The organism is Brucella sp. TWI432, assembly GCF_039674445.1.
GTDB lineage: Bacteria > Pseudomonadota > Alphaproteobacteria > Rhizobiales > Rhizobiaceae > Brucella > Brucella chromiisoli.
On record NZ_JBDJNL010000012.1, the window covers coordinates 64,055 to 84,303 of the forward strand.

Consider the following 20,249-nt stretch of genomic DNA (forward strand, 5'->3'; position numbering starts at 1 on the left):
AAAAGCCGACCCTCAAGCTGCGGGCCCATTCATTTTTATCAAGGCTTGCTGACAGGGACCAGCTTGTCCTTACCCACAATCTGAAAGGAGGGCTGCATGCCTTCCAATATTCACCACGTTGATTTCCATATGAGCAATCGCATCCTCAGACAGATGATGTCCAAAGCCAGTTATGTGACCTTCAAAATGAAGCCGCTATCCGGCCCGCTCTTTCAACAGTCGCAACTTGTTCTGCAGAATTTTATGTCAGGTGTCATTCCAAATCATGGCATGAACGTCGCACCATTGCCGAACAATACCGCTGCATATGGCACGCCATAAATGAACAACTTATCTTTTGGGTGAGCTCTCCGATAAGGAGAGAGCTCGCCTGACTTAACTTCATAAATATTATCGACGATAGATTATAAAATAAAATTCAAAAATAGCGCCCAAACAGAATATTATTAAAATATAATTTGACAATTAATCAAAAAAATAATATTAAAAATACATCGATATTTTCTTGATGAGTTTTGCTTATTGCACGTTTAGCACCGTGCCCTGAACGAACCCCCTTTTAAAAATCGTTATCACTTTGCGCACGCAACAGCGTGCCATCCTCTATACTGCTATGAAAGGGTTCATTATGACCACTGGCACAGTTAAATGGTTCAATTCCACAAAAGGCTTCGGCTTCATTCAGCCTGACAACGGCGGCGCTGATGCCTTCGTTCATATCTCTGCCGTCGAGCGCGCCGGAATGCGCGAAATCGTCGAAGGCCAGAAGATTGGCTACGATATGGAGCGGGACATGAAGTCCGGCAAAATGTCGGCTTGCAACCTGCAGGCTGCTTAAATATTTTTTCTTCTTTCCTTTGACCACGGATGTACTGGCACTGTTGAAAGAAGTTAAAACTTGAGGGGTCGGGTGGACACTCGACCCTTTTTTATTTGATATTTTTCAGACTAGGAAATATTTCACCTGGGAGGCATCATGAAAACTCAAATTGATCATGCGTATAACTTCATTCCCACTATACGAAAACTTGATGTTACGCCTGTAAAACAGGCATCGACATCAAATGTCAGCGCAGAGCGCCCCGTTTTGTCGGGAGAGTGGGCAAAACTTTCAAATGTTTTGAGAAGAAGTGCGGGCGGTTGCTCTAAAAGCCGAACGCGGTCGCTATAGATATTCACGCAAATCGGAAGAAAAAACAATGATAACAGAACTTACAAAAGATACGCTGTTCAAGCCAATGCCTTCACGCCTTGAAGCACAGAAATCGCGAACGGATCTGGCAGCTCAAGCTATTCTCAACGAGGAGAGATCCGCTATCGCCGCCAAGACCGATCGTTTGAGGGCTGCAAGAATAGCCCGTGATCATTCTGTATAAAAAACAATAGAGAGGAGATACTTTGCAAGTTCTAGTCAGAGATAATAACGTCGATCAAGCCCTACGTGTTTTGAAAAAGAAATTGCAGCGCGAAGGTGTGTTTCGCGAAATGAAGGCCCGTCGCGCTTATGAGAAGCCGTCCGAAAGACGAATTCGCGAAAAAGAAGCTGCAATAGGTCGAGCGAAAAAAGAAGCAAAGAAAAAGGCTCAGCGTGAAGGTCTGTTGCCTAAACCAAAGAAGAAGCCATTTGCCCGGCCGATGACATCATCGATACGAAGCGCTGAAACGCAGAGCGCAACTTAAAGTTTCTATCAGGTTCAATCAGATCGAAACCCGCAATAGCAGGCTTCGAAATCACACTTGATGCACACATCATCAATGCGAATGATGAATACAGTCGCTATCTCTGCTCTTGTTGCGGTTAAATCTAAAAAAGCGGTTTGTCAGCTGCGATGGGTAACGTGTCCCCTATCTCATGGATAATTATGATATGGATCTGGCAAAACTTTTATTTGAGGATAAGGACGGCGCTTTCGCCATCCACTATCGGCAGGCCCATAGCAAGAAGCAATTGTCAGGCAGATAATGTCCGACTGCTGCCGGTAATGACGATACCGACGAAGCCATGTTTTTAGCCGTCAATCGTATCAATGGCATGAGCCTGTGCGCTGGCTATCCCGCTGAAAATGCCAAAACCAATACGAAATTGGTGGCAGAAAGCCCTCTAGTTATCCCCTTAGCCCCAAATACCGCTCCGGTGTCGGAGAGTATGATGCGCTCCAACATCAAGTCGCTGAAATTGCAGGGCATATCGATGGGACGACTGGACTGGACCCCGGTCCGTTACGCCAATCGTGCCTTCAGCCCAAACCTTCTGGCAGCTATCTACCGTAAAGGTAAAGTGGGATTGGTAACGCCTTTACATGACGGAGTGATCCTCGTCGCAAAGGAGTATGTTGCAGCACAAGACCCTGAAGATCCGGGCGTTCATGTTCGTTCACGCTTTGCTGACGCGATTGGACGCACAGTCTCCATCCGCCGGATAAGGAAAGAGCGATACGAAATGATGGCAACGATAACATAAAAAACAATGTATTTTCTCGGTGCAATAGCTATCTTACACCACTGCAACAAATACCTTTGAAATAGGTCTCGTCATGATAAGTTCCAAGCTTAGCTTGACTCGGAAAATCTTGACCATGTTTTGTCCGCAAAAGCGATTTGTTAATCGCCAAGATCATCATGAAACGCATGTCGATATTGGCCACCCACCAATACCACCCGGTGCATGTTCAAGTCGAAAGCAAGGTTGTACAAAGCGCTAAGTTTGTGGTTTGTTTTTTTTGCCGATGGAGACGATGTTTTGTGTGATGTTGGCCGCCATATTCAACGCAGCCGCAGTCGCTGCCGCCATTTGTGGCAAAATCATCCACTCCAGTGTCCAGGCTGCACCTGAGCGCTCTTGTTCATGCACCAGAGATTGATGCATAGCTGACACCTGAATAGCGTTAAACCGTGCCAAGGAAACCAAGACTTCAGCCTCAACCGGATTTTGCTTGTGCGGCATGGCCGAGGAACCACCGCCGCCGCGTATAGAAATCTCATCACCAATTTCTGCCATTAAAACGATATCTTGACCAAACTTACCAAGACTACCGGTGATGGATGATAACGCATTTGCGAATGCTACAACATAATCGCGCTGGGTTTGCCATTGGGGTACATCGTTCAGGCCAAGCATGGTTGCAAGTGCGGCTCTTAACGGCGCTGCATATTCACCAAATTTGTCCAGCGTGCCGACAGCACCGCCAAATTGCAATGGAAATTGCAAACTGCGCACATGTTGCAAGTGGCGTGCAAGCGGTGCGCGCCATGCGCCAATCCGATCGCTGACCCGAATAGGGATAGCCACCTGCATCCGCGTATAGCCGGTCAATTCAACACCCCCAAACACTTGATCCAGGTGATCAAACCGCTCAATCAAGTGGGTCAACCGTTGATCGAAAAGCTGAAACACCTGCTTCAGTCTCAGGATCAGGCTGGTGTCGATAACGTCCTGACTGGTTACGCCCAAATGCACATGAGCGGCATAGTGTTCTCCGACTGCATGGCGCAGTTGGCGCACCAGTTCCGGCACCACAACACCATCGCGCGCGGTCGCCCGCTTCAGAGCATCCATATCCGGTTGGAGGCCTGCTGCAACCTCTGCGATGATTTTCGCTGAAACGCTTGGCACGATTCCCAATTGAGCCTGAGCATTGGCAAGTGCTCCTTCAAAACGCAGCATCTCGCGCACATCGCATGAGGCTTCAAATGCCCGCGCGACTTCATCATCGCCGAACAGCCCCGATTGAAAGGCGTGATTAAAAACTGAAATGCTCATATATCGAAGAAAACAGTTTCGTTTTCGCCCTGCAAATGAATGTCGAATGTGTAGGTATCACCGTTGCGCTCGCCGATCAGGGTTGGCACACGAACCCGATGTTCAATCCGCGCCAAAACCGGGTCTGTTGCATTGGCTTCTTCCTCATCGGAAAAATACATGCGTGTATGTAACCCAAGATTGATGCCGCGCGCAACAATCCAAAGCGTGACATGTGGGGCCATCAAACGTCCGTTTTTAAATGCAACGCGCCCCGGTTTGATCGTCTCAAAATGAAACTCGCCAGTCTCCATATCGGCGGGGCAGCGGCCCCAGCCACGAAAATTTTCGTCAGCCTTACCACCCGTTTCCGTTGGGCTATTGTAAAGTCCGGCGGCATCGGCTTGCCAGATTTCCACCATAGCGTCTTTCATCGCTGTGCCGGAGCCATCATACACTCTTCCCCGAATGGCTATGCATTCGCCACGCGTCTTGTCGTTAACAAGCGGGCCCGCCCCAAGGTCTTCTTTGAAAATACCGTGGATGCCGGCAAAATTGGGCGTGCAGCCTATATGGACGTATGGTCCAGCAGTCTGGGATGCGGTTTCTTTTAAATAACCGAGTGGTTGGACCATGATTAATTTCCCTCCATGCGGTTTTCAAATAACGTTGAGCGACGACCCCGCAATACAATATCGAATTTATAGGCGAGCATGTCCATTGGCAGGGTTGCATTCATATCCAGCGGTGCAATCAGCCGTTCAATTGCTGATTTGTCAGGAATGGTATTAACAATTGGGCACCGCCAGATCAGCGGATCGCCTTCGAAATACATTTGTGTGATCAGTCGCTGGGACAAGCCCGCACCGAAAATCGAAAAATGGATGTGAGCTGGACGCCAGTCATTGACGCCATTTGGCCACGGATATGCACCTGGTTGAATCGTCCTGAACCAATAGCCACCGTTCTCATCGGTTATAGTGCGCCCCACGCCACCGAAATTTGGATCAATTGCTGCAAGATAAGTATCTTTTTTATGGCGATACCGCCCGCCCGCGTTAGCCTGCCAGAACTCCACAAGCGCTCCCGGTACTGGACGGTTGCTTTCATCCAGCACACGGCCATGGACGAGAATACGTGGACCAATCGCCATTTCGCCAGGTTTTGCGTAATTGAGGATAAGATCATTATCCAGCTCATTAAGCATGTTATGTCCGAAAACAGGCCCGGTAATTTCACTCTTTGTGCCTTCGAGAGACAAAAGCGCACGCGTTGGCGAACGCAATACCGAGGATTTATAACCGGGCGTAAAGGCCGGAGGGTGGACCGCCAGATCGCGGGCAAAAAACGGTGTCGTTTCAGGTTTTATGTTGCTCACGATGCGTCCCCCTCGGCTTGCTTGGCTGCTTCCATCTTTTCAAATGTTAGCTTGGCGATTTTAAATGCATGGTTTGAAGCGGGAACGCCTGCATAGATCGCGACATGCATCAGCGCCTCGCATATATCTTCTTTTGTGGCACCCGTATTTGCGGTCGCACGCACATGCATGGCCACCTCTTCATCCTGACCGAGCGCGGCCAGAAGTGCGATCGTAACAATGGAACGCTCGCGTTTAGTGAGTCCAGGTCGCGCCCAGACAGTTCCCCACGCAGCTTCAGTAATCAACTCCTGAAACGGCATGTCAAAATCAGTGGTTGTCAATTGGGCGCGATCCACATGAGCATTACCGAGAACTGAGCGACGTACGCCCATACCTGTCTGATAGCGCTCGGATGGCGCAGCTTTATTAGACATCGGCCTTATCTCCATTTTCAACTGATTGTATGAATTCGCCAAGCAGTTTGGCAAAAATATAAGGCTGTTCGACGCAAGGGATATGACCGCTGTCACGGATTTCTTCAAAGCGCGCGCCGGGGATTAGCTTTGCCAGCTCGCGAACCAGATCGGGCGGTGTCGCACCATCTTGATCGCCGCCAATACAGAGCGTCGGGGCTTTGATGTTGGCTGCAGCGAATGTGAGGTCTGCGTCACGCAGCGCCGCACAAGTTGCAATATACCCATCTAGCGGTTGACGCGTAAACATATTGCAATAACCAGCAAAGGCAGCGTTATCAGACGAGCGAAACTGCGCTGTAAACCAACGCGCCATCGTACTTTGAACAATCCCCGCAAGACCAATTTCTTCGATCGCACGAATACGGTCATTCCACATCTGTCCAGTACCAATTTTATGGGCGGTATTGGAAAGAACTAACCCAGCTACTAAATCGGGCCGCTGGGCGTAAACTTCCTGCGCGATCAGTCCACCAACGGAAAGGCCGCAAATGACCACTTTTCCAATTGCCAGATGTTCGATCAGCGCAATCAAGTCGGCTGCGAGCATTTCGACTGAATAAGGCGTTTTACCAACATCTGAGAGGCCATGTCCGCGCTTGTCGTAAGTGAGAATGGAATAGCCATCACCCAACTGCGCCTTTACATCATCCCATATACCCAGACCAGTTCCGAGCGAATTGATGAAGACAACCGCCAGCTTACCTTCGCCTGCGTGGTTCCAGTCATAATGCACGGCAATATTGTTGATATAAGCAAACTGCACGCTGATCTCCTCCGTTAAACCAGACTGGCATTTTCGTATGGTTAGGTATAATGATATTATTGTACCTACTCATAACTTATAGGTTATGAAAATAATGATAAACCATCGTATCAAGCTTCGCCATTTACACACACTCATTGAGGTTGCGCGCCAAAAAGGCGTAATGAAAGCCTCCGAGGTGCTACATGTCAGCCAGCCCGCCGTAACAAAAACAATCCGTGAGTTGGAAGAAATTCTTGGCGTTCCCGTGATTGAGCGTGATGGTCGCAGTATTCGCATCACGCGTTATGGTGAGGTATTTCTACGTCATGCAGGCACTGCTTTGTCAGCGCTACGGCAAGGGCTGGATTCCGTTTCTCAGGAGCTTCATGGATCTGGTCCACCACTGCGTATCGGCGCATTGCCGACCGTTTCAACACGCATCATGCCAAATGCCATCAACCTGTTTCTGACCGAAAAAATCGGGAGTCCGATCAAGATTGTCACAGGCGAAAATGCGGTTCTGCTGGAACAGTTGCGCGTCGGCGATCTTGATTTGGTGGTTGGACGCTTGGCTGCGCCCGATAAGATGACAGGCTTTTCCTTCGAGCACCTCTATTCAGAAAAAGTGCTGTTCCTCGTGCGTGCTGGCCATCCACTCACCTCTGGAAAACGCTCGCTATTTGATTGTCTCGCAGATTATCCCGTGCTTATGCCGACCCAGAATTCGATTATTCGGCCATTTGTTGATCGGCTTTTAATCGTGAATGGAATTGGACCACTGCCAATGCAGATCGATACCGTTTCGGACGCTTTCGGACGCGCATTTGTCCGTGAGAGTGATGCGATATGGATTATTTCTGAAGGTGTGGTGGCAACTGACATTGCGGAAGGCCGTTTGGTGCCATTGCCAATTGATACCAGTGAAACAACGGGACCGGTCGGATTGACCATCCGCACCGATGCAATACCGTCAACCGCACTGCAAATACTCATCCAGACTATTCGTGAAACCGCAAAAGCAATTTAAGGCAACGCACTCTACGGCAGGACCGCTCGAAGAGCGCTTTGCGTCCGTTGCATTGCGGGCAAAATACGCTCAATCAGCTCCTCTACCTCAACACGCATTGCTGGCGCGCCGATATTCAATGCAGCCACAATCGTTCCGCGGCTATTGAATATCGGTATCGCAATTGAGCGAAGACCCAGTTCCAGTTCCTGATCATTGATTGCATGGCCTTGTGCTCTGATACGTGTAAACTCTTCCATCAACCGATCAGGATCCGTGCGCGTATAACGGGTTCTCGATTGCAGATCGGAACGGGCAAGCAGCGCACGCGCTTCGGTTTCAGGGAGCCATGACAACAGTACGCGCCCCATCGAAGCACAATAAGCCGGCAAACGACTTCCCGGCATCAGGTTGATCGACATGACCCGTATCTGGGCTGCGCGCGCGATGTAAACGATTTCCGTTCCATCCAGCACTGAAGCCGAAGCGCTTTCGCCCACAGCCTCGGAGAGTTGATCCAGATGAGGCTGAATAATCGTTGGTAGTGGTGTCGCAGAGAGATATGCATGCCCAAGCCGCAATATCTTGGGCAACAGCATGAAGAATTTGCCGTCATATTCAGCATAACCCAATTCTGCCAACGTCAAGAGACAGCGACGCGCGGTTGCGCGGTCAAGCCCCGTAATATGCGATACATCGGTTATGGAAAGTCGTGGCTTATCCTCTCCAAACGCCTCTATCACCGCCAGTCCTTTGGCGAACCCACCTAAAAAATCGGTCTCTCGCATCACGCGCCCCAGTCAAAAGTGATGATCGATTTTGTGCGATATACGAACAAATGTCAAATAATGAACAAAATATTTGACCGCTTGCCTGCGTGGTGGCTTACTTGAGGCAGGTTTGCTGCAAGAAGCCCCACCAAAAGCATGTCTCACGAAAATCAAAGCCACTTTGAGAAGAAGACATACGTGAAAACAGAGCTCTCAAGCGTATTCAGGCTGCGCAGGGAGTGCGGGTGGCAAAAGGGAGATTTTGAATGGACAAAATTATTGGAAGCCTTGCTGATGCAGTCGCTGAAATCAGCGACGGAGCCACCGTTATGATCGGTGGCTTTGGTGGCGCGGGCGCGCCGATTGAGCTTATACATGCGCTTATCGACAAGCGGCCGAAGGGCCTGACTGTTATTAATAACAATGCCGGAAATGGGCGCATTGGTATCGCCGCGATGATTGATGCCGGCATGGTTAAAAAGATGATCTGCTCATTTCCACGCTCATCCGATCCCCGCGCATTTACTGATAAGTACCTTGCAGGGCAAATTGAACTTGAACTGGTTCCGCAAGGAACACTTGCCGAGCGCATTCGTGCCGGAGGGGCCGGAATACCGGCATTTTATACGCCAACGGCCTATGGAACCGAACTTGCTGAAGGCAAGGTAATCGCCGAATTTGACGGGCGACATTACGTTCAGGAGCGCTGGTTAAAGGCTGATTTTGCATTGATCAAAGCCCATTCAGGCGATCCCCATGGCAACCTGACGTACCGAATGGCTGCGCGTAATTTTAATCCTCTTATGTGCATGGCTGCCGCCAAGACCATCGTTCAGGTGTCTAAAACTGTAGCACTTGGGGAGATTGCCCCGGAGAACGTCATTACTCCCGGCATTTTCGTCGACAGCATCGTGGAAGTCGCGGATCCCCAACAGGAAGAAACGCTCATTCGGGCAGGAGTTGAATACGTATGACCGTCGATACTCGTGAGGACATCAAGTTATCGAATGCACAAATTGCCTGGCGTGCAGCACAGGATATTGCCGATGGCGCTTATGTAAACCTTGGCATTGGTTTTCCCGAAATGGTTGCGAGATACCAGCCAGCGGGACGGCAAGCGATATTCCATACTGAAAACGGTATTCTGGATTTTGGAGAAGCGCCCCCTCAAGGGGAAGAAGACTGGGATCTGATCAATGCTGGCAAAAAAGCTGTCACGCTCAAGCCTGGCGCTGCTTTCTTTCACCATGCCGATAGTTTTGCGATGGTTCGCGGCGGGCATCTTGATGTGGCAATTCTCGGCGCCTATCAGGTTGCCCAGAATGGCGATCTCGCCAACTGGCGGGTTGGTGCAAAGGGCGTGCCTGCGGTTGGTGGGGCTATGGATCTTGTGCATGGCGCCAAACAAGTGGTTGTGATTACCGAACACGTCACAAAAAAGGGTGAGCCTAAGCTTGTAGAACAATGCACGTTTCCGCTGACAGGCGTTGCCTGCATCACACGCATCTACACCAGTCATGCCGTTATCGACGTTGAAAAAGGGCGATTTGTTTTACGCGAGAAGCTGGCTGATATGAGCTTTGATGAGTTGCAGGCCATGACCGGTGCACAGCTTCACGTTAATGGATCCGTTGCTAATCTTGTTGTTCCGGAATTGTGAGACACCATCATGACCGAAGCTTATATTTGTGATTATATCCGTACCCCTATCGGCCGTTATGGTGGGGCGCTTTCATCGGTTCGTGCTGATGATCTGGGTGCTGTTCCACTCAAAGCTTTGATGGAGCGCAACGAAACGGTCGATTGGGAAGCGATCGATGATGTGATTTTCGGCTCCGCCAATCAGGCAGGGGAAGATAACCGCAACGTTGCCCGCATGTCGCTGTTGCTGGCAGGACTTCCAGTGAAGGTATCCGGAACGACCATCAATCGTCTGTGTGGTTCCGGCATGGATGCTGTAATAACTGCCGCACGCGCCATCAAAGCAGGTGAGGCGGAATTGGTAATTGCGGGCGGTGTTGAGAGCATGAGCCGCGCGCCTTTGGTGATGCCAAAAGCTGAAACCGCATTTTCCCGGAAAGCTGAAATCTTCGATACCACTATAGGTTGGCGCTTTGTCAATCCGCTGATGAAGCAGCAATATGGCGTCGATTCCATGCCGGAAACCGGTGAGAATGTCGCCGAAGAATACAATATTTCCCGCGAAAATCAGGACGCATTTGCTTTGCGTAGCCAGGATAAGGCAGCAGCGGCTCAGGCCAGTGGTCGCCTCGCGAAGGAGATCATACCCGTCACAATTCCCCAGCGCAAAGGAGACCCGTTGCGCGTGGATAAGGACGAGCATCCGCGTCCAACCACACTGGAAGCGCTTGCAAAGCTTGGAACCCCTTTTCGTGAAGGGGGAACGGTCACAGCCGGAAATGCTTCAGGTGTCAATGATGGAGCGGCTGCGCTGATCATCGCATCGGAAGCGGCCATTAAAAAATATGGCCTGACACCGATAGCGCGTATCATTGGCGGAGCGGCTGCCGGTGTTCCGCCGCGCATTATGGGGATTGGTCCAGCTCCGGCTTCGCAAAAACTTTTGGCTCGCCTCGGCCTTCAACCGGATCAGCTTGACGTGATCGAGCTCAATGAGGCCTTTGCCAGTCAAGGACTGGCAACACTGCGCGAACTGGGGATTGATGACAATGACGCAAGAGTCAATCCCAATGGCGGTGCCATCGCGCTTGGCCATCCACTCGGCATGTCAGGGGCACGCATAACAGGAACAGCCGCTCTGGAATTACGGCTGAACGGCGGCAAATATGCATTGGCCACCATGTGCATTGGTGTCGGTCAAGGCATCGCCATCGCACTGGAAACGGTATAATTGATCCATCTTGATAGCCGGCTCTTGGAGCGCCGATCGAATTTAATCAGATCGATGCTCCAAGAGCCGGGTGATGCACTTTATTCCTTGAAAAGCGAAAGTTGCTTGCGTAGCCGCAATGTACGGGTGTCAGACGGCTGCTTCGGCAACTGGTCAAACGCGTTGAGATAATTGCTCTTGGTGCGCAGGATATGATCTGAAAGCACTGTCGTCAGCGTGGTCAACTCATTATCTTTTACCAGATCTATCATCAAACCATGATCACCAAATGAACGGTCCGGTTCACCTTTCGCACCGATTGCGAGATGTGTGCGTAAGGCTGCAACACGCCCTAGAATATGATCATAGGCCCGCGCCAGATAGCGGTTGCCGCAATTCCTGAAAAAAGTCAGATGAAATTCAGTATCGTGACGCCCGTAGCTACGTAAATCCTGCTTGGCGATTGCAACGCGCATGGCTTCAAAATGCGTATTGAGATCAATAACGAGTTTCGCTTTGGCGCGCGCCAGTGAAAGCGTGATGGCCTGTGTTTCCAGCGCAACACGATAATCGCATAATTCAGCAATGTCGTTATGATCTGGCGTAAAAACATAGGTTCCCGATTTCGGTACGATATGGACCAGATCTTGCATTTGCAGAATATTGAGCGCCTCGCGGACAGGCGTCCGGCTGACTTCAAAAGCCGTAGCGAGCGTATCTTCAGAGAGACTTTCTCCGAAATCAAATTCGGCATTAACAATAGCCACGCGAATACGATCAGCAATAGAGCTTGCCAAACTCGCTTTGGTTTTGCCGCGAATCTTTTTCATATGAAAATCTTATAGGTACTTGTGTGGTTTGAATAGAAACGACTGGCCAGAAATACCTGGCCAGTCTGTGGACATCTTCAATCTCGTTTCGCCTTAAGGCTCATGCAGATGAAAAAACCTAAGATTGGGAATACAGCGAGTGTCAAAAGCGCCAGAGAAAAACTGTCGGTCGTCGATTTGACATAGCCAACCAAGTAGGGGCCGGTAAAACCGCCCAGCTGCGCGAACCCGTTAATGGCTGCAAGGCCACCAGCGGCTGCAGCACCAGAGAGAAATTGCGTCGGCAGCGTCCAGAATACGCCGAGATATGACCAGAGGAAGAAGGCACAGGCGCAAAGCAACAACAGTCCCACAAGTGGTGTTGGTGCAAGCGCGCTGGCGGCAAGGAACCCACCCCCGAACAAACCGGCAATTGCGGTATGAATTTTGCGTTCTCCTGTCTTGTCGGAGCTGCGAGAGATCACAACCAAGCCCAGTGCTGCAAAGACAAAGGGGATCGCTGAAATCAGACCCGTTTGCGCTGCCGAGTAATCACCAAGGCTCTTGACGATCTGCGGGAGCCACATGATCACGCCATAAATGGCAATTCCATTGAACATATAAACCAGCGTGAGCAACCAGACGCGATAGTCGCTGAACACTTCGCGCAACGAATGACGCGTATCTGCCTGCTTGCCTTTACGCTCTTCTGCGAGCTCTTTTAACAACCAGGCGCGCTCATCAGCATCAAGCCATTTGCTATCTTTTTCCGGGCTATCCACCAGATAGAAAAAAGTGATGATACCAAGAATAACGGCCGGAATACCTTCCAGGATGAACATAGCCTGCCAACCATGAAGTCCAAACAGACCTTCACCGGCATCCATAAGCCAGCCTGATAGCGGCGCGCCAAGGACGATGGAAAGCACTGTCGCGGTCATAAACAAGGCAGTCGCCCGACCGCGCTCTTTAGCGGGAAACCAAAAGGTCAGATAAAGCAGAACGCCGGGCGCAAAGCCTGCTTCAGCAACCCCCAGCAGAAAACGCAGAATGTAGAACGATATGGGACCCTGAACAAAGGCCATGGCGCAAGAAACAATTCCCCATGTCACCATGATGCGCCCGATCCAGATGCGCGACCCGAACCTGTGCAGCATCATATTGCTTGGCACTTCAAACAACATGTAGCCGATGAAGAAAATCCCAGCCCCAATACCAAACATATATGGGGTCAGGCCAATATCCTTGTTCATATGAAGAGCGGCGTAACCGATGTTCACACGATCAAGATAGTTAATGATAAATGCAATGAAACAAAACAAGACGATGCGCACGTTAAGCTTGCGGATCGTGCTGTCGCGCAGTGAAGTATTGGCGCTCATCGCACCAGTGACAGAGTGTACCACGGTTTCCTCCCTAGGTAAGTCGCGCTTTGAGCCAGTTCGTGGCACATGCCGCTTAAGGCTCAGAGTCCCAGATCTCAGCGTTAGCGTGTTCGCGCCGCATAGAAGGCGGTTGTTTCCCCACGGCGCAATACCCTGAACACCCCTTCCATCTGAAGCTCTCAATATCTGTGTATCGCCGCATTTCGTATATTACAAGTAGTATGCGAAAACTTGTACCCTAGATTGACAAATAGGTTTTAGATGTGCCCTTTAATGGGACGCTATGCGCATGTGTGATCCCCCGGTTCGCTTACGCAAGTTTTCAACCTTGGCAAGGACGGCATCTTTTCATGAATGAGCAAAATCCAAATTCTCCCGGCCCTATCGACTTTTTTCGAAACCGTGTTGTTCTGGTAACGGGTGGTGCATCAGGCATCGGTTATGCCGTCACCGCCAAACTCGCCGGATTGGGGGCGCGGGTGGCAGTGTGGGACATTCAGGAAAGTCGCCTGGCAGAGGTTGCTGCTACCTTTGGCAACCAAGTGATGACACAAAAGGTCGATGTTTCCGACAAAAGTGCCGTTGATGCAGCGGTCGCAGAATTGGTCAGTCATTGGGGGGCGATTGATCATCTGGTCAACAATGCTGGCATTATCGGCAATCGCATGACGGTAAAAGACTTTGATTCCGATGAACTCGACCGCGTTCTGGCTGTTAACCTGAAAAGCGTTTTCTACGTGTCGAGCGCCTATCTGCGCCACATGAGCAGCAATGATGGCCGCTCAGTCATCAGTCTTTCGTCGATTGCTGGCCGTACCGGCGGCATGATTGGCAATATCGCCTATGCAACGACCAAGGGAGCCATTGCGTCCTATACCTATGCCTTGGCCAAAGAGCTTGCTCCGGCGGTGCGTGTCAATGCGCTGGCTCCCGGTGTCATTGATACCGAAATTCAGAAAGACGTGTTCGCTGATCCCGCGAATATTGCAAAAATGGCCGAACTCATTCCGCTTAAGCGCCTCGGGAGCGCTGAGGAAGTCGCAGACGCTGCGGTCTGGCTGCTCTCACCCAGTTCTGCTTACATTACCGGGGTCGTGCTTGACGTCTCCGGCGGTCGTTAAGGAGATCAAGAGATGTCACAGGCAAAAACTCTCAAAGCGCTTATTAACAGTGGAAAGATCATACAGGCTCCTGGAGCGCAGGATGCATTGACGGCACGCCTCGTACAGCAGTCAGGCTTCCCCGCGATCTATATGACCGGATTTGGAGCAACAGCAACGCGGGTTGGCACGCCCGATCTGGGACTTTTAACTCAGACAGAGATGACCACACATGCGCGCGATATGGTGCGCGTTGTAGATATTCCAGTGATTGCCGATGCCGATACCGGTTACGGTGGTCCTGCCAATATTGTCCGCACTGTTGAAGAATATTTACAAGCTGGCGTTGCCGCGATCCATTTGGAAGATCAAATGGCGCCAAAGCGCTGTGGCCAACTTGCCGGCGTTCGCTTGATTTCGGCAGAAGAGAATGTTCGCCGTCTGCGTTGCGCTGTGGCAGCGCGTAAGGGTAGCGATATGCTGTTAATCGCGCGTACTGATGCGATGCCTGCGGCAGGTGCGGAAGAAGCTATTCGTCGTGCGAAAATGTATCAGGACACCGGTGTTGATCTGGTTTTCGTGGATGGAATCAAGACGGTCGCAGAAGTGGAAGCCGTGGCGAGGCATGTCGAGGGACCCAAGGTCGTCAGCATCGTTGATGGCAATGAAACCACATCCTTAACCGCCAAAGACCTCGAAGGCATGGGTTTCAATGTGGTGTTCTATGCACTGTCGACGCTATTTTCTGCAGTGAAGGCAATGTCCGACACGTTGGCAGTATTAAAGCGTGATGGGACGTCGAAAGCGCGCGCGTCTGAGATGATCACCTATCAGCAATATTGCGATGTCGTTGGTTTGAACGAATTTCAATTGCTGGACGAGACATACGGCTGGTCCTCATGATCCAGCTTCATGAGGACCAGATTGTGAAAACACACCTCAACTTCGCAGTTAGCTGAGTTTTATTTGCGTTGATCGAAAACTCAGATCGAAACGCATGCCCATGCGGTACAGCATCTCGGCTGGATATTACAAACGTGCTGGTAATAATTGTGCGCATATGCTCGGAGTTCAAAAGCTGCTTCGCCACGAGATTTAGCTTGGAATTAGGTTTCGCAGCAGCGGCAAAAAGGCATATTTGAAAGGCGACTGAATGTTGACGCTCCGCCAGATAGAAGTGATCCGCGCGATCATGGTGACAGGCACAATCGCTGGCGCTGCAAAACTGCTCAATGTATCAGCGCCCGGCCTTAGCAGGCTGATGAAATACTCCGAAGACTCGCTCGGCGTAAGGCTGTTTGATCGGCGCGGCGGGCGATATGTCCCTACGCCACAGGCGAGAAATATCTTCGATCTTCTCGATACGGTTCACCGGAAAATCGAAGATCTTCAATCAGCTGTTACGGATCTGAGCAAGGGAAAAGCGCAGGAACTCTGCGTGGCATCGGTGCCAAGCATTGCCAATGTCATGATACCACGCACTGTTGCGAAACTTCGCGAGCGTTATCCAGATATTCATCTTGACCTCGACATTCTTAAGATTGAGGAAGCTGTCGATTATCTTCTCCTGGGACGCGGCGAAATTGTTGCGATTTCATCGCGGTTTGATCACCCTCTTATCCATTTTGAGCCGCTTACAACGGGACGGCTTTTATGCATCGTGCCGGAACATAGCCCCCTTGCATCACGCAGCAAGATAACCCCTCTGGAAATGTCGCAATATCCACTTATCGGGATCAATCCAAAAGATCCTTATGGGGCGATCATGGCTGCAATGTTCACCAATGCGGGTCTTGATTATAAAATGAACATCAAAGCGCGATTTGGATCGACTGTGTGCAGCCTTGTTGCGGCCGGATTGGGCATCGCGATCATTGACGAGTTTACGGTGGCACATGCGGTCGTAAGGGGCCTCAAAAGCATTCCAATTGATGCTGAAAACAACTTTAATACCTATATCGCTTATCGCAACGATATCCCCCTCTCCGTTTATGCCGATCGTTTTGTGCAGCTGCTTCGTACAGAAATGAATGCTGTCAGTTCATTCGCAGATATTGATTGAACAGCCTCAAAAATTAACATCATGTTATGCAAGGCGGCACATTTGGTATGCGATATTATCATCGACATGCATTACGCTGACAACCTGAACACAGAATAGCAATCCAGCAGCTATTTTTGCGATTTAAGACCCGGTTCCGCGTTAAGCCGATTCAATCTGCAAAACACGTATCAGCACAGCCTCAATCAGGAGCGCATGTCATGAAAACGTCGATAGCGACCGTTTCCATTAGTGGAGATCTGCAACAGAAACTTGAGGCCATTGCGAAGGCTGGCTTTGATGGTGTCGAGATATTCGAGAATGATTTTCTCACTTTTGATGAGAACCCACAGCAAGTGGGGCGCATGGCGCGAGACCTTGGGCTGGACATTACGCTTTTTCAGCCTTTTCGTGATTTCGAGGGTATGCCGGAGCCCTTGCGCAGCCGAACTTTCGACCGGGCAGAACGCAAGTTCGATTTGATGCAGGAGCTGGGCACAGATCTTATTCTCGTGTGTTCAAATGTATCCCCTGCGGCTCTTGGTGGCATCGACAGGGCTGCTGACGATTTTCATGCGCTTGGCGAAAGAGCAGCAAAGCGGGGCCTGCGTGTGGGATACGAAGCGCTTGCATGGGGACGACATATTCATGACCACCGCGATGCATGGGAAATTGTGCGGCGTGCTGATCATCAAAATGTTGGACTTATTCTCGACAGTTTTCATACGCTGGCGCGCAAAATCGATGTAAATTCGATCCGCTCAATCCCCAAGGATAAGCTCTTCATTGTTCAAATGGCCGATGCGCCGCTGATTGACATGGATCTTCTTTATTGGAGCCGCCACTATCGCAACATGCCCGGAGAAGGCGACCTGCCGGTTCTGGACTTCATGCGAGCAGTCGCCGCGACAGGCTATGACGGCTATTTTTCCCTCGAAATTTTCAACGATCAGTTTCGAGGTGGCTTGCCTGCTTCGATTGCCGAAGATGGGCATAGATCACTTATCTATCTCGGTGATCAGGTGAAGCGCATTGAGGCCGCAAGCCAGTTAACGGTCGCGGAAATGCCGGAGCGAGCGAAAGTGGATCGTGTTGGGTTCATCGAGTTTGCTGCCAACGCAGAGAATGGGAAGAGACTTGGCCAGGTCTTTTCCACTTTGGGCTTTGCCCTTGTCGGAAAGCACCGGACCAAAGATGTACGCGTCTATCGTCAGGGTGCGATATATCTTGTTATCAACACGGATATTCGCGGCTTTGCAAGCACGGCTTACGCGATGCATGGACCAACAGCCTACGCGATTGGACTGAGCGTGGATGATGCTGCCGCGGCGCTGGAACGAGCCGTTGCATTGGGCGCGGAACCCTTTGAGCAACCGCTTGATCCGGGAGAAATCGGCAAGCCTGCGATCCGTGGCGTTGGCGGTGGATTGATTTATTTTCTTGATGAGAAAACTGATCTCGGCCGTATTTTCGATATTGAATTCGAGCATGTTGCGAATTCAGGCGATACCGGCGGGATCGGTCTCACGCATATCGACCATATTGCGCAGACAATGAAGTTCGATGAACTTTTGACGTGGCTTTTATTTTATACGTCGATCACGGATGCACATAAATCACCGATGGTCGATATTGTCGATCCAGCAGGGGTTGTGCGCAGTCAGGTTATTGAAAACACAAGCGGGACGCTGCGCATCACGCTCAATGGCGCTGAAAATCACCGCACGTTGGCAGGACGCTTTATTGCTGAAACGTTTGGTTCCGGCATACAGCATCTGGCATTCGCGACAGATGATATATTTGCGACAGCCGCCGCACTTCGCGAAAACGGCTTTCCAATGCTCGAAATCTCCCCCAACTATTATGACGATCTTGAAGCGCGTTTTGGCCTGGAGCCAGCACTTACCGATAGATTAAAGGCAGCCAATTTGCTGTATGATCGCGATGATGGGGGCGAATATTTTCAGCTCTACAGCCCAAATGACGAACAAGGCTTTTTCTTCGAGATCGTTCAACGCAGCGGTTATGCTGGATATGGCGCAGCGAACGCTATCTTCAGAATAGCTGCACTGCGCCGTTATCTTCGCCCCGCAGGCATGCCGAAATAAAAAAGATCATAGACGGTGCCGTGATGGGATCGGCAGTCAGCGCCGTGAAATCATATCTGAGATTTTTCCAAAAATTCTCGCTGCCACGGCTCGATGTAGAGCCTCAAGAGCGTGTCGCGCTGAATGATACCCAATACGCTCACTCTATCTTCTTGTTTTTACGCATGTCGTTCTCGGATCGTAGCAGGAATAGAAATCAGTCTGGTGGGCTGATTTCTCCGCAAAGGCGGCCGTCGCTTTTCGGGGCGTGCTTTAACTGCGCACGAAGCAGTTTCTTATCAATGTCTTGTCCGGCAAAGAGGTTAAACGCGTCCACACCTTGATGAAAAAACAGCTCATAGCCGGAAATGCAGGTCGCTCCTGAAAGCGTGGCTTCCGTTAGAAACTGGGTGTCAACGGGAGTGTAGACCGCATCAAAGACCCAGCGTCTTTTAGCCAGAAGATGCGTCGGAAATGCTGAACCGGGGTAGCCAACCATGCCAAGAGGCGTGGAGTTCACCAAGCCATCAGCATTTGCGCAAGCGCTCTCGATAGTCTTGACCGCAAGCGCCTGTATGTCAGGGAAAGTTCTTTTGATTGCAGAGACAAGCTGTTCCGCACGTTCAAGGGCAGGGTCAAAAATGCGAATGCTTTTAGCGCCGAGAGTGGCAAGGCCGAAAGCGATCGCCTTCCCAACCCCGCCTGCACCAGCCATTGCAACATGTCCCGGCGCATCATTGGGAAACGCGTTGCGATATGCTGTCTGAAAGCCAGAGAAGTCAGTATTGTAGCCTGTTGCCAGCCCATCTTCGAAAATGGCGGTGTTGCAAGCGCCCAAGGCTTGTACGGTCGGACAATTCACCGTGAGACGTTCAAAAACCATCTCCTTATAGGGGAACGTTATATTCACCCCACGATAGCCCCCTTCTCCTGCACACCAATCGAAAAGCGCGTGGAAATCCTGGTTACGCTCTCTGGGGATGAGCGCGTCATATGTCACCTCAAGCCCGACAATCTCGCCCGCCAAGCGATGCAGTCGCGGCGAACTGGACGCAAGAATATTGTCTCCGATCAAACCAAGCTTAATCATGCTCACTCCTCCCCGTCAAAATCACTTTAACGATACAATGGAGAAAGCTAAAATCAAATGGTGTTTTAAGTTTTATCAGATATTTCTTCTATTATCTGTTATTTTATCGTTCCCGTTGCGAGTGCATGCTCCAGCCCCCCTTTAACATGGCACTCCAGAATTGTGATTGCCGCCTCAGCATTGCGGCTCAGGGCTGCGTCAAGCAGCCCCTGGTGCTCCTGCGCGGCAATCTCGCCTCTAAACGACAAGGCAATCATTTGATATCGAAGGTATTTATCAAAAATACTTGCATGTGTTTCCATCAACACCTGAGAACCACATGCGGAAATAAGAGATTGGTGAAACTCCCAGTCGTAGCGTTTCCAGGTTTCAGTTTGCGATTTGTCGCCATCGGCCATTTGACGTTCCAAGGTTGCCAATTTGTGATGACAGGCGACAACAGTACCCTCCCAGTCTACGCCGCCGGCTGCAAATGACTGCTGAAGCGCGTGCGTTTCAAGAAGAAGCCGCAACTCTGAGATTTCCTTCAGATTTTCTATCGAAACGGGCGCAACATCAAAGCCGCGCTGGCCTTCCGCCAGCACAAGTCCTTCGGACGCGAGCCGATTAAGAATTTCTCTCAAAGTACTGATACTGGCGTCGTAGACGGCGCGCAAAGCATCGAGTTTGAGCTTCTGACCCGGTTTCAATCGACCGAATATGATGTCGGAACGAATGCGCTGATAGGCCTGCTCGCCGATGGTTTGCGGGAGAACTGTATGATCGATGGTTGTGCTCTGTTTTGCCATAG

The 20,249-nt window shown here is 50.6% G+C and carries 22 protein-coding genes and 1 pseudogene; 13 read left to right on the forward strand and 10 right to left on the reverse strand.

Annotated features, from left to right (window positions below):
- Positions 1-96 precede the first annotated feature (96 nt).
- From ABE527_RS15695 to ABE527_RS15715, 5 genes and pseudogenes are all read left to right on the forward strand, one after another.
- Entirely contained in the window at positions 97-321 is a 225-nt protein-coding gene (locus ABE527_RS15695; protein ID WP_265985115.1) for a hypothetical protein, read from the forward strand.
- A 307-nt stretch (positions 322-628) separates the two neighbouring features.
- The gene (locus tag ABE527_RS15700; protein ID WP_094507679.1) at positions 629-838 is read left to right on the forward strand and encodes a cold-shock protein; all 210 of its coding nucleotides are present in this window, start codon (positions 629-631) and stop codon (positions 836-838) included.
- A gap of 361 nt (positions 839-1,199) precedes the next feature.
- A complete protein-coding gene (locus tag ABE527_RS15705; protein WP_265985110.1) occupies positions 1,200-1,376 on the forward strand; it encodes a hypothetical protein in 177 nt (58 codons plus the stop codon).
- Positions 1,377-1,398: 22 nt separating this feature from the next.
- Entirely contained in the window at positions 1,399-1,680 is a 282-nt protein-coding gene (gene rpsU / locus ABE527_RS15710) for a 30S ribosomal protein S21 (RefSeq protein ID WP_265985109.1), read from the forward strand.
- 432 nt (positions 1,681-2,112) lie between these two features.
- Positions 2,113-2,392, forward strand: a pseudogene (locus ABE527_RS15715) (trehalose-6-phosphate synthase); the annotation flags it as partial.
- Between the two features lie 306 nt (positions 2,393-2,698).
- Here the strand turns inward: ABE527_RS15715 and ABE527_RS15720 are convergent.
- Genes ABE527_RS15720 through pcaD form a run of 5 tightly spaced genes read right to left on the reverse strand, consistent with a single transcriptional unit; the run spans position 2,699 to position 6,338 of the window.
- A complete protein-coding gene (locus ABE527_RS15720; RefSeq protein ID WP_499697480.1) occupies positions 2,699-3,760 on the reverse strand; it encodes a 3-carboxy-cis,cis-muconate cycloisomerase in 1,062 nt (353 codons plus the stop codon).
- The gene (gene pcaG, locus ABE527_RS15725; RefSeq protein ID WP_499697481.1) at positions 3,757-4,374 is read right to left on the reverse strand and encodes a protocatechuate 3,4-dioxygenase subunit alpha; all 618 of its coding nucleotides are present in this window, start codon (positions 4,372-4,374) and stop codon (positions 3,757-3,759) included. Before pcaG ends, ABE527_RS15720 begins: the two co-directional genes overlap by 4 nt.
- Positions 4,375-4,376: 2 nt before the next feature.
- Complete coding sequence (gene pcaH / locus ABE527_RS15730; protein WP_499697482.1) at positions 4,377-5,117, reverse strand: protocatechuate 3,4-dioxygenase subunit beta; 741 nt, start codon at positions 5,115-5,117, stop codon at positions 4,377-4,379.
- Positions 5,114-5,533, reverse strand: coding sequence for a 4-carboxymuconolactone decarboxylase (gene pcaC / locus ABE527_RS15735; protein ID WP_499697483.1), 420 nt, complete (start codon positions 5,531-5,533; stop codon positions 5,114-5,116). The genes pcaH and pcaC overlap by 4 nt, the downstream gene beginning before the upstream one ends.
- Entirely contained in the window at positions 5,526-6,338 is an 813-nt protein-coding gene (pcaD, locus tag ABE527_RS15740; protein WP_499697484.1) for a 3-oxoadipate enol-lactonase, read from the reverse strand. Before pcaD ends, pcaC begins: the two co-directional genes overlap by 8 nt.
- 94 nt (positions 6,339-6,432) lie before the next feature.
- Here pcaD and pcaQ point away from each other — a divergent pair, with 94 nt between their 5' ends.
- Positions 6,433-7,347 (forward strand): pca operon transcription factor PcaQ, encoded by a 915-nt coding sequence (pcaQ, locus tag ABE527_RS15745; protein ID WP_499697485.1) that lies wholly within the window; start codon positions 6,433-6,435, stop codon positions 7,345-7,347.
- 11 nt (positions 7,348-7,358) lie between these two features.
- On the opposite strand, the gene ABE527_RS15750 is transcribed toward pcaQ, so the two are convergent.
- A complete protein-coding gene (locus tag ABE527_RS15750; RefSeq protein WP_499694844.1) occupies positions 7,359-8,114 on the reverse strand; it encodes an IclR family transcriptional regulator in 756 nt (251 codons plus the stop codon).
- A 248-nt stretch (positions 8,115-8,362) separates the two neighbouring features.
- Between ABE527_RS15750 and ABE527_RS15755 the strand changes: the two genes are divergently transcribed.
- Genes ABE527_RS15755 through pcaF form a run of 3 tightly spaced genes read left to right on the forward strand, consistent with a single transcriptional unit; the run spans position 8,363 to position 10,968 of the window.
- Positions 8,363-9,070, forward strand: a complete 708-nt coding sequence (locus ABE527_RS15755) for a 3-oxoacid CoA-transferase subunit A (protein ID WP_499697486.1) — start codon at positions 8,363-8,365, stop codon at positions 9,068-9,070.
- Positions 9,067-9,756, forward strand: a complete 690-nt coding sequence (locus ABE527_RS15760; protein ID WP_499694846.1) for a CoA transferase subunit B — start codon at positions 9,067-9,069, stop codon at positions 9,754-9,756. The genes ABE527_RS15755 and ABE527_RS15760 overlap by 4 nt, the downstream gene beginning before the upstream one ends.
- 9 nt (positions 9,757-9,765) lie before the next feature.
- A complete protein-coding gene (pcaF, locus tag ABE527_RS15765) occupies positions 9,766-10,968 on the forward strand; it encodes a 3-oxoadipyl-CoA thiolase (RefSeq protein WP_499694847.1) in 1,203 nt (400 codons plus the stop codon).
- Positions 10,969-11,048: 80 nt separating this feature from the next.
- On the opposite strand, the gene ABE527_RS15770 is transcribed toward pcaF, so the two are convergent.
- Positions 11,049-11,777, reverse strand: a complete 729-nt coding sequence (locus ABE527_RS15770) for a GntR family transcriptional regulator (RefSeq protein WP_499694848.1) — start codon at positions 11,775-11,777, stop codon at positions 11,049-11,051.
- A gap of 77 nt (positions 11,778-11,854) precedes the next feature.
- Positions 11,855-13,162, reverse strand: a complete 1,308-nt coding sequence (locus ABE527_RS15775; RefSeq protein ID WP_499694849.1) for an MFS transporter — start codon at positions 13,160-13,162, stop codon at positions 11,855-11,857.
- A 329-nt stretch (positions 13,163-13,491) separates the two neighbouring features.
- On the opposite strand from ABE527_RS15775, the gene ABE527_RS15780 reads away from it, so the two are divergent.
- The 4 genes from ABE527_RS15780 to ABE527_RS15795 all read left to right on the forward strand — a co-directional run bounded on the left by ABE527_RS15780 (position 13,492) and on the right by ABE527_RS15795 (position 18,390).
- A complete protein-coding gene (locus ABE527_RS15780; protein WP_499697487.1) occupies positions 13,492-14,262 on the forward strand; it encodes an SDR family NAD(P)-dependent oxidoreductase in 771 nt (256 codons plus the stop codon).
- A gap of 12 nt (positions 14,263-14,274) precedes the next feature.
- The gene (locus ABE527_RS15785) at positions 14,275-15,144 is read left to right on the forward strand and encodes an isocitrate lyase/PEP mutase family protein (protein WP_499694851.1); all 870 of its coding nucleotides are present in this window, start codon (positions 14,275-14,277) and stop codon (positions 15,142-15,144) included.
- A 250-nt stretch (positions 15,145-15,394) separates the two neighbouring features.
- Positions 15,395-16,303, forward strand: coding sequence for a LysR family transcriptional regulator (locus ABE527_RS15790; protein ID WP_499697488.1), 909 nt, complete (start codon positions 15,395-15,397; stop codon positions 16,301-16,303).
- 200 nt (positions 16,304-16,503) lie between these two features.
- Positions 16,504-18,390 carry a bifunctional sugar phosphate isomerase/epimerase/4-hydroxyphenylpyruvate dioxygenase family protein gene (locus ABE527_RS15795; protein ID WP_499697489.1) on the forward strand — a complete coding sequence of 629 codons (1,887 nt, stop codon included), beginning with the start codon at positions 16,504-16,506 and terminating at the stop codon, positions 18,388-18,390.
- 196 nt (positions 18,391-18,586) lie between these two features.
- Here the strand turns inward: ABE527_RS15795 and ABE527_RS15800 are convergent, their stop codons facing one another.
- On the reverse strand, positions 18,587-19,459 hold the full coding sequence (locus ABE527_RS15800) for a shikimate dehydrogenase family protein (protein ID WP_499697490.1): 873 nt from the start codon (positions 19,457-19,459) through the stop codon (positions 18,587-18,589).
- 98 nt (positions 19,460-19,557) lie between these two features.
- Positions 19,558-20,247: a GntR family transcriptional regulator gene (locus ABE527_RS15805; RefSeq protein WP_407673268.1), complete on the reverse strand. Its 690-nt coding sequence runs from the start codon at positions 20,245-20,247 to the stop codon at positions 19,558-19,560.
- Positions 20,248-20,249: the final 2 nt, after the last annotated feature.

What these genes read in the sequence shown, in the direction of transcription:
- ABE527_RS15750 (WP_499694844.1), bottom strand. Translation starts at nt 8,114, where the DNA reads ATGCGAGAGACCGATTTTTTAGGTGGGTTCGCCAAAGGACTGGCGGTG.
- ABE527_RS15760 (WP_499694846.1), top strand. Translation starts at nt 9,067, where the DNA reads ATGACCGTCGATACTCGTGAGGACATCAAGTTATCGAATGCACAAATT.
- ABE527_RS15795 (WP_499697489.1), top strand. Translation starts at nt 16,504, where the DNA reads ATGAAAACGTCGATAGCGACCGTTTCCATTAGTGGAGATCTGCAACAG.
- ABE527_RS15705 (WP_265985110.1), top strand. Translation starts at nt 1,200, where the DNA reads ATGATAACAGAACTTACAAAAGATACGCTGTTCAAGCCAATGCCTTCA.
- ABE527_RS15695 (WP_265985115.1), top strand. Translation starts at nt 97, where the DNA reads ATGCCTTCCAATATTCACCACGTTGATTTCCATATGAGCAATCGCATC.
- ABE527_RS15780 (WP_499697487.1), top strand. Translation starts at nt 13,492, where the DNA reads ATGAATGAGCAAAATCCAAATTCTCCCGGCCCTATCGACTTTTTTCGA.
- ABE527_RS15755 (WP_499697486.1), top strand. Translation starts at nt 8,363, where the DNA reads ATGGACAAAATTATTGGAAGCCTTGCTGATGCAGTCGCTGAAATCAGC.
- ABE527_RS15800 (WP_499697490.1), bottom strand. Translation starts at nt 19,459, where the DNA reads ATGATTAAGCTTGGTTTGATCGGAGACAATATTCTTGCGTCCAGTTCG.
- ABE527_RS15785 (WP_499694851.1), top strand. Translation starts at nt 14,275, where the DNA reads ATGTCACAGGCAAAAACTCTCAAAGCGCTTATTAACAGTGGAAAGATC.
- ABE527_RS15700 (WP_094507679.1), top strand. Translation starts at nt 629, where the DNA reads ATGACCACTGGCACAGTTAAATGGTTCAATTCCACAAAAGGCTTCGGC.
- pcaQ (WP_499697485.1), top strand. Translation starts at nt 6,433, where the DNA reads ATGATAAACCATCGTATCAAGCTTCGCCATTTACACACACTCATTGAG.
- ABE527_RS15770 (WP_499694848.1), bottom strand. Translation starts at nt 11,777, where the DNA reads ATGAAAAAGATTCGCGGCAAAACCAAAGCGAGTTTGGCAAGCTCTATT.
- pcaF (WP_499694847.1), top strand. Translation starts at nt 9,766, where the DNA reads ATGACCGAAGCTTATATTTGTGATTATATCCGTACCCCTATCGGCCGT.
- pcaC (WP_499697483.1), bottom strand. Translation starts at nt 5,533, where the DNA reads ATGTCTAATAAAGCTGCGCCATCCGAGCGCTATCAGACAGGTATGGGC.
- ABE527_RS15805 (WP_407673268.1), bottom strand. Translation starts at nt 20,247, where the DNA reads ATGGCAAAACAGAGCACAACCATCGATCATACAGTTCTCCCGCAAACC.
- ABE527_RS15790 (WP_499697488.1), top strand. Translation starts at nt 15,395, where the DNA reads ATGTTGACGCTCCGCCAGATAGAAGTGATCCGCGCGATCATGGTGACA.
- ABE527_RS15720 (WP_499697480.1), bottom strand. Translation starts at nt 3,760, where the DNA reads ATGAGCATTTCAGTTTTTAATCACGCCTTTCAATCGGGGCTGTTCGGC.
- pcaG (WP_499697481.1), bottom strand. Translation starts at nt 4,374, where the DNA reads ATGGTCCAACCACTCGGTTATTTAAAAGAAACCGCATCCCAGACTGCT.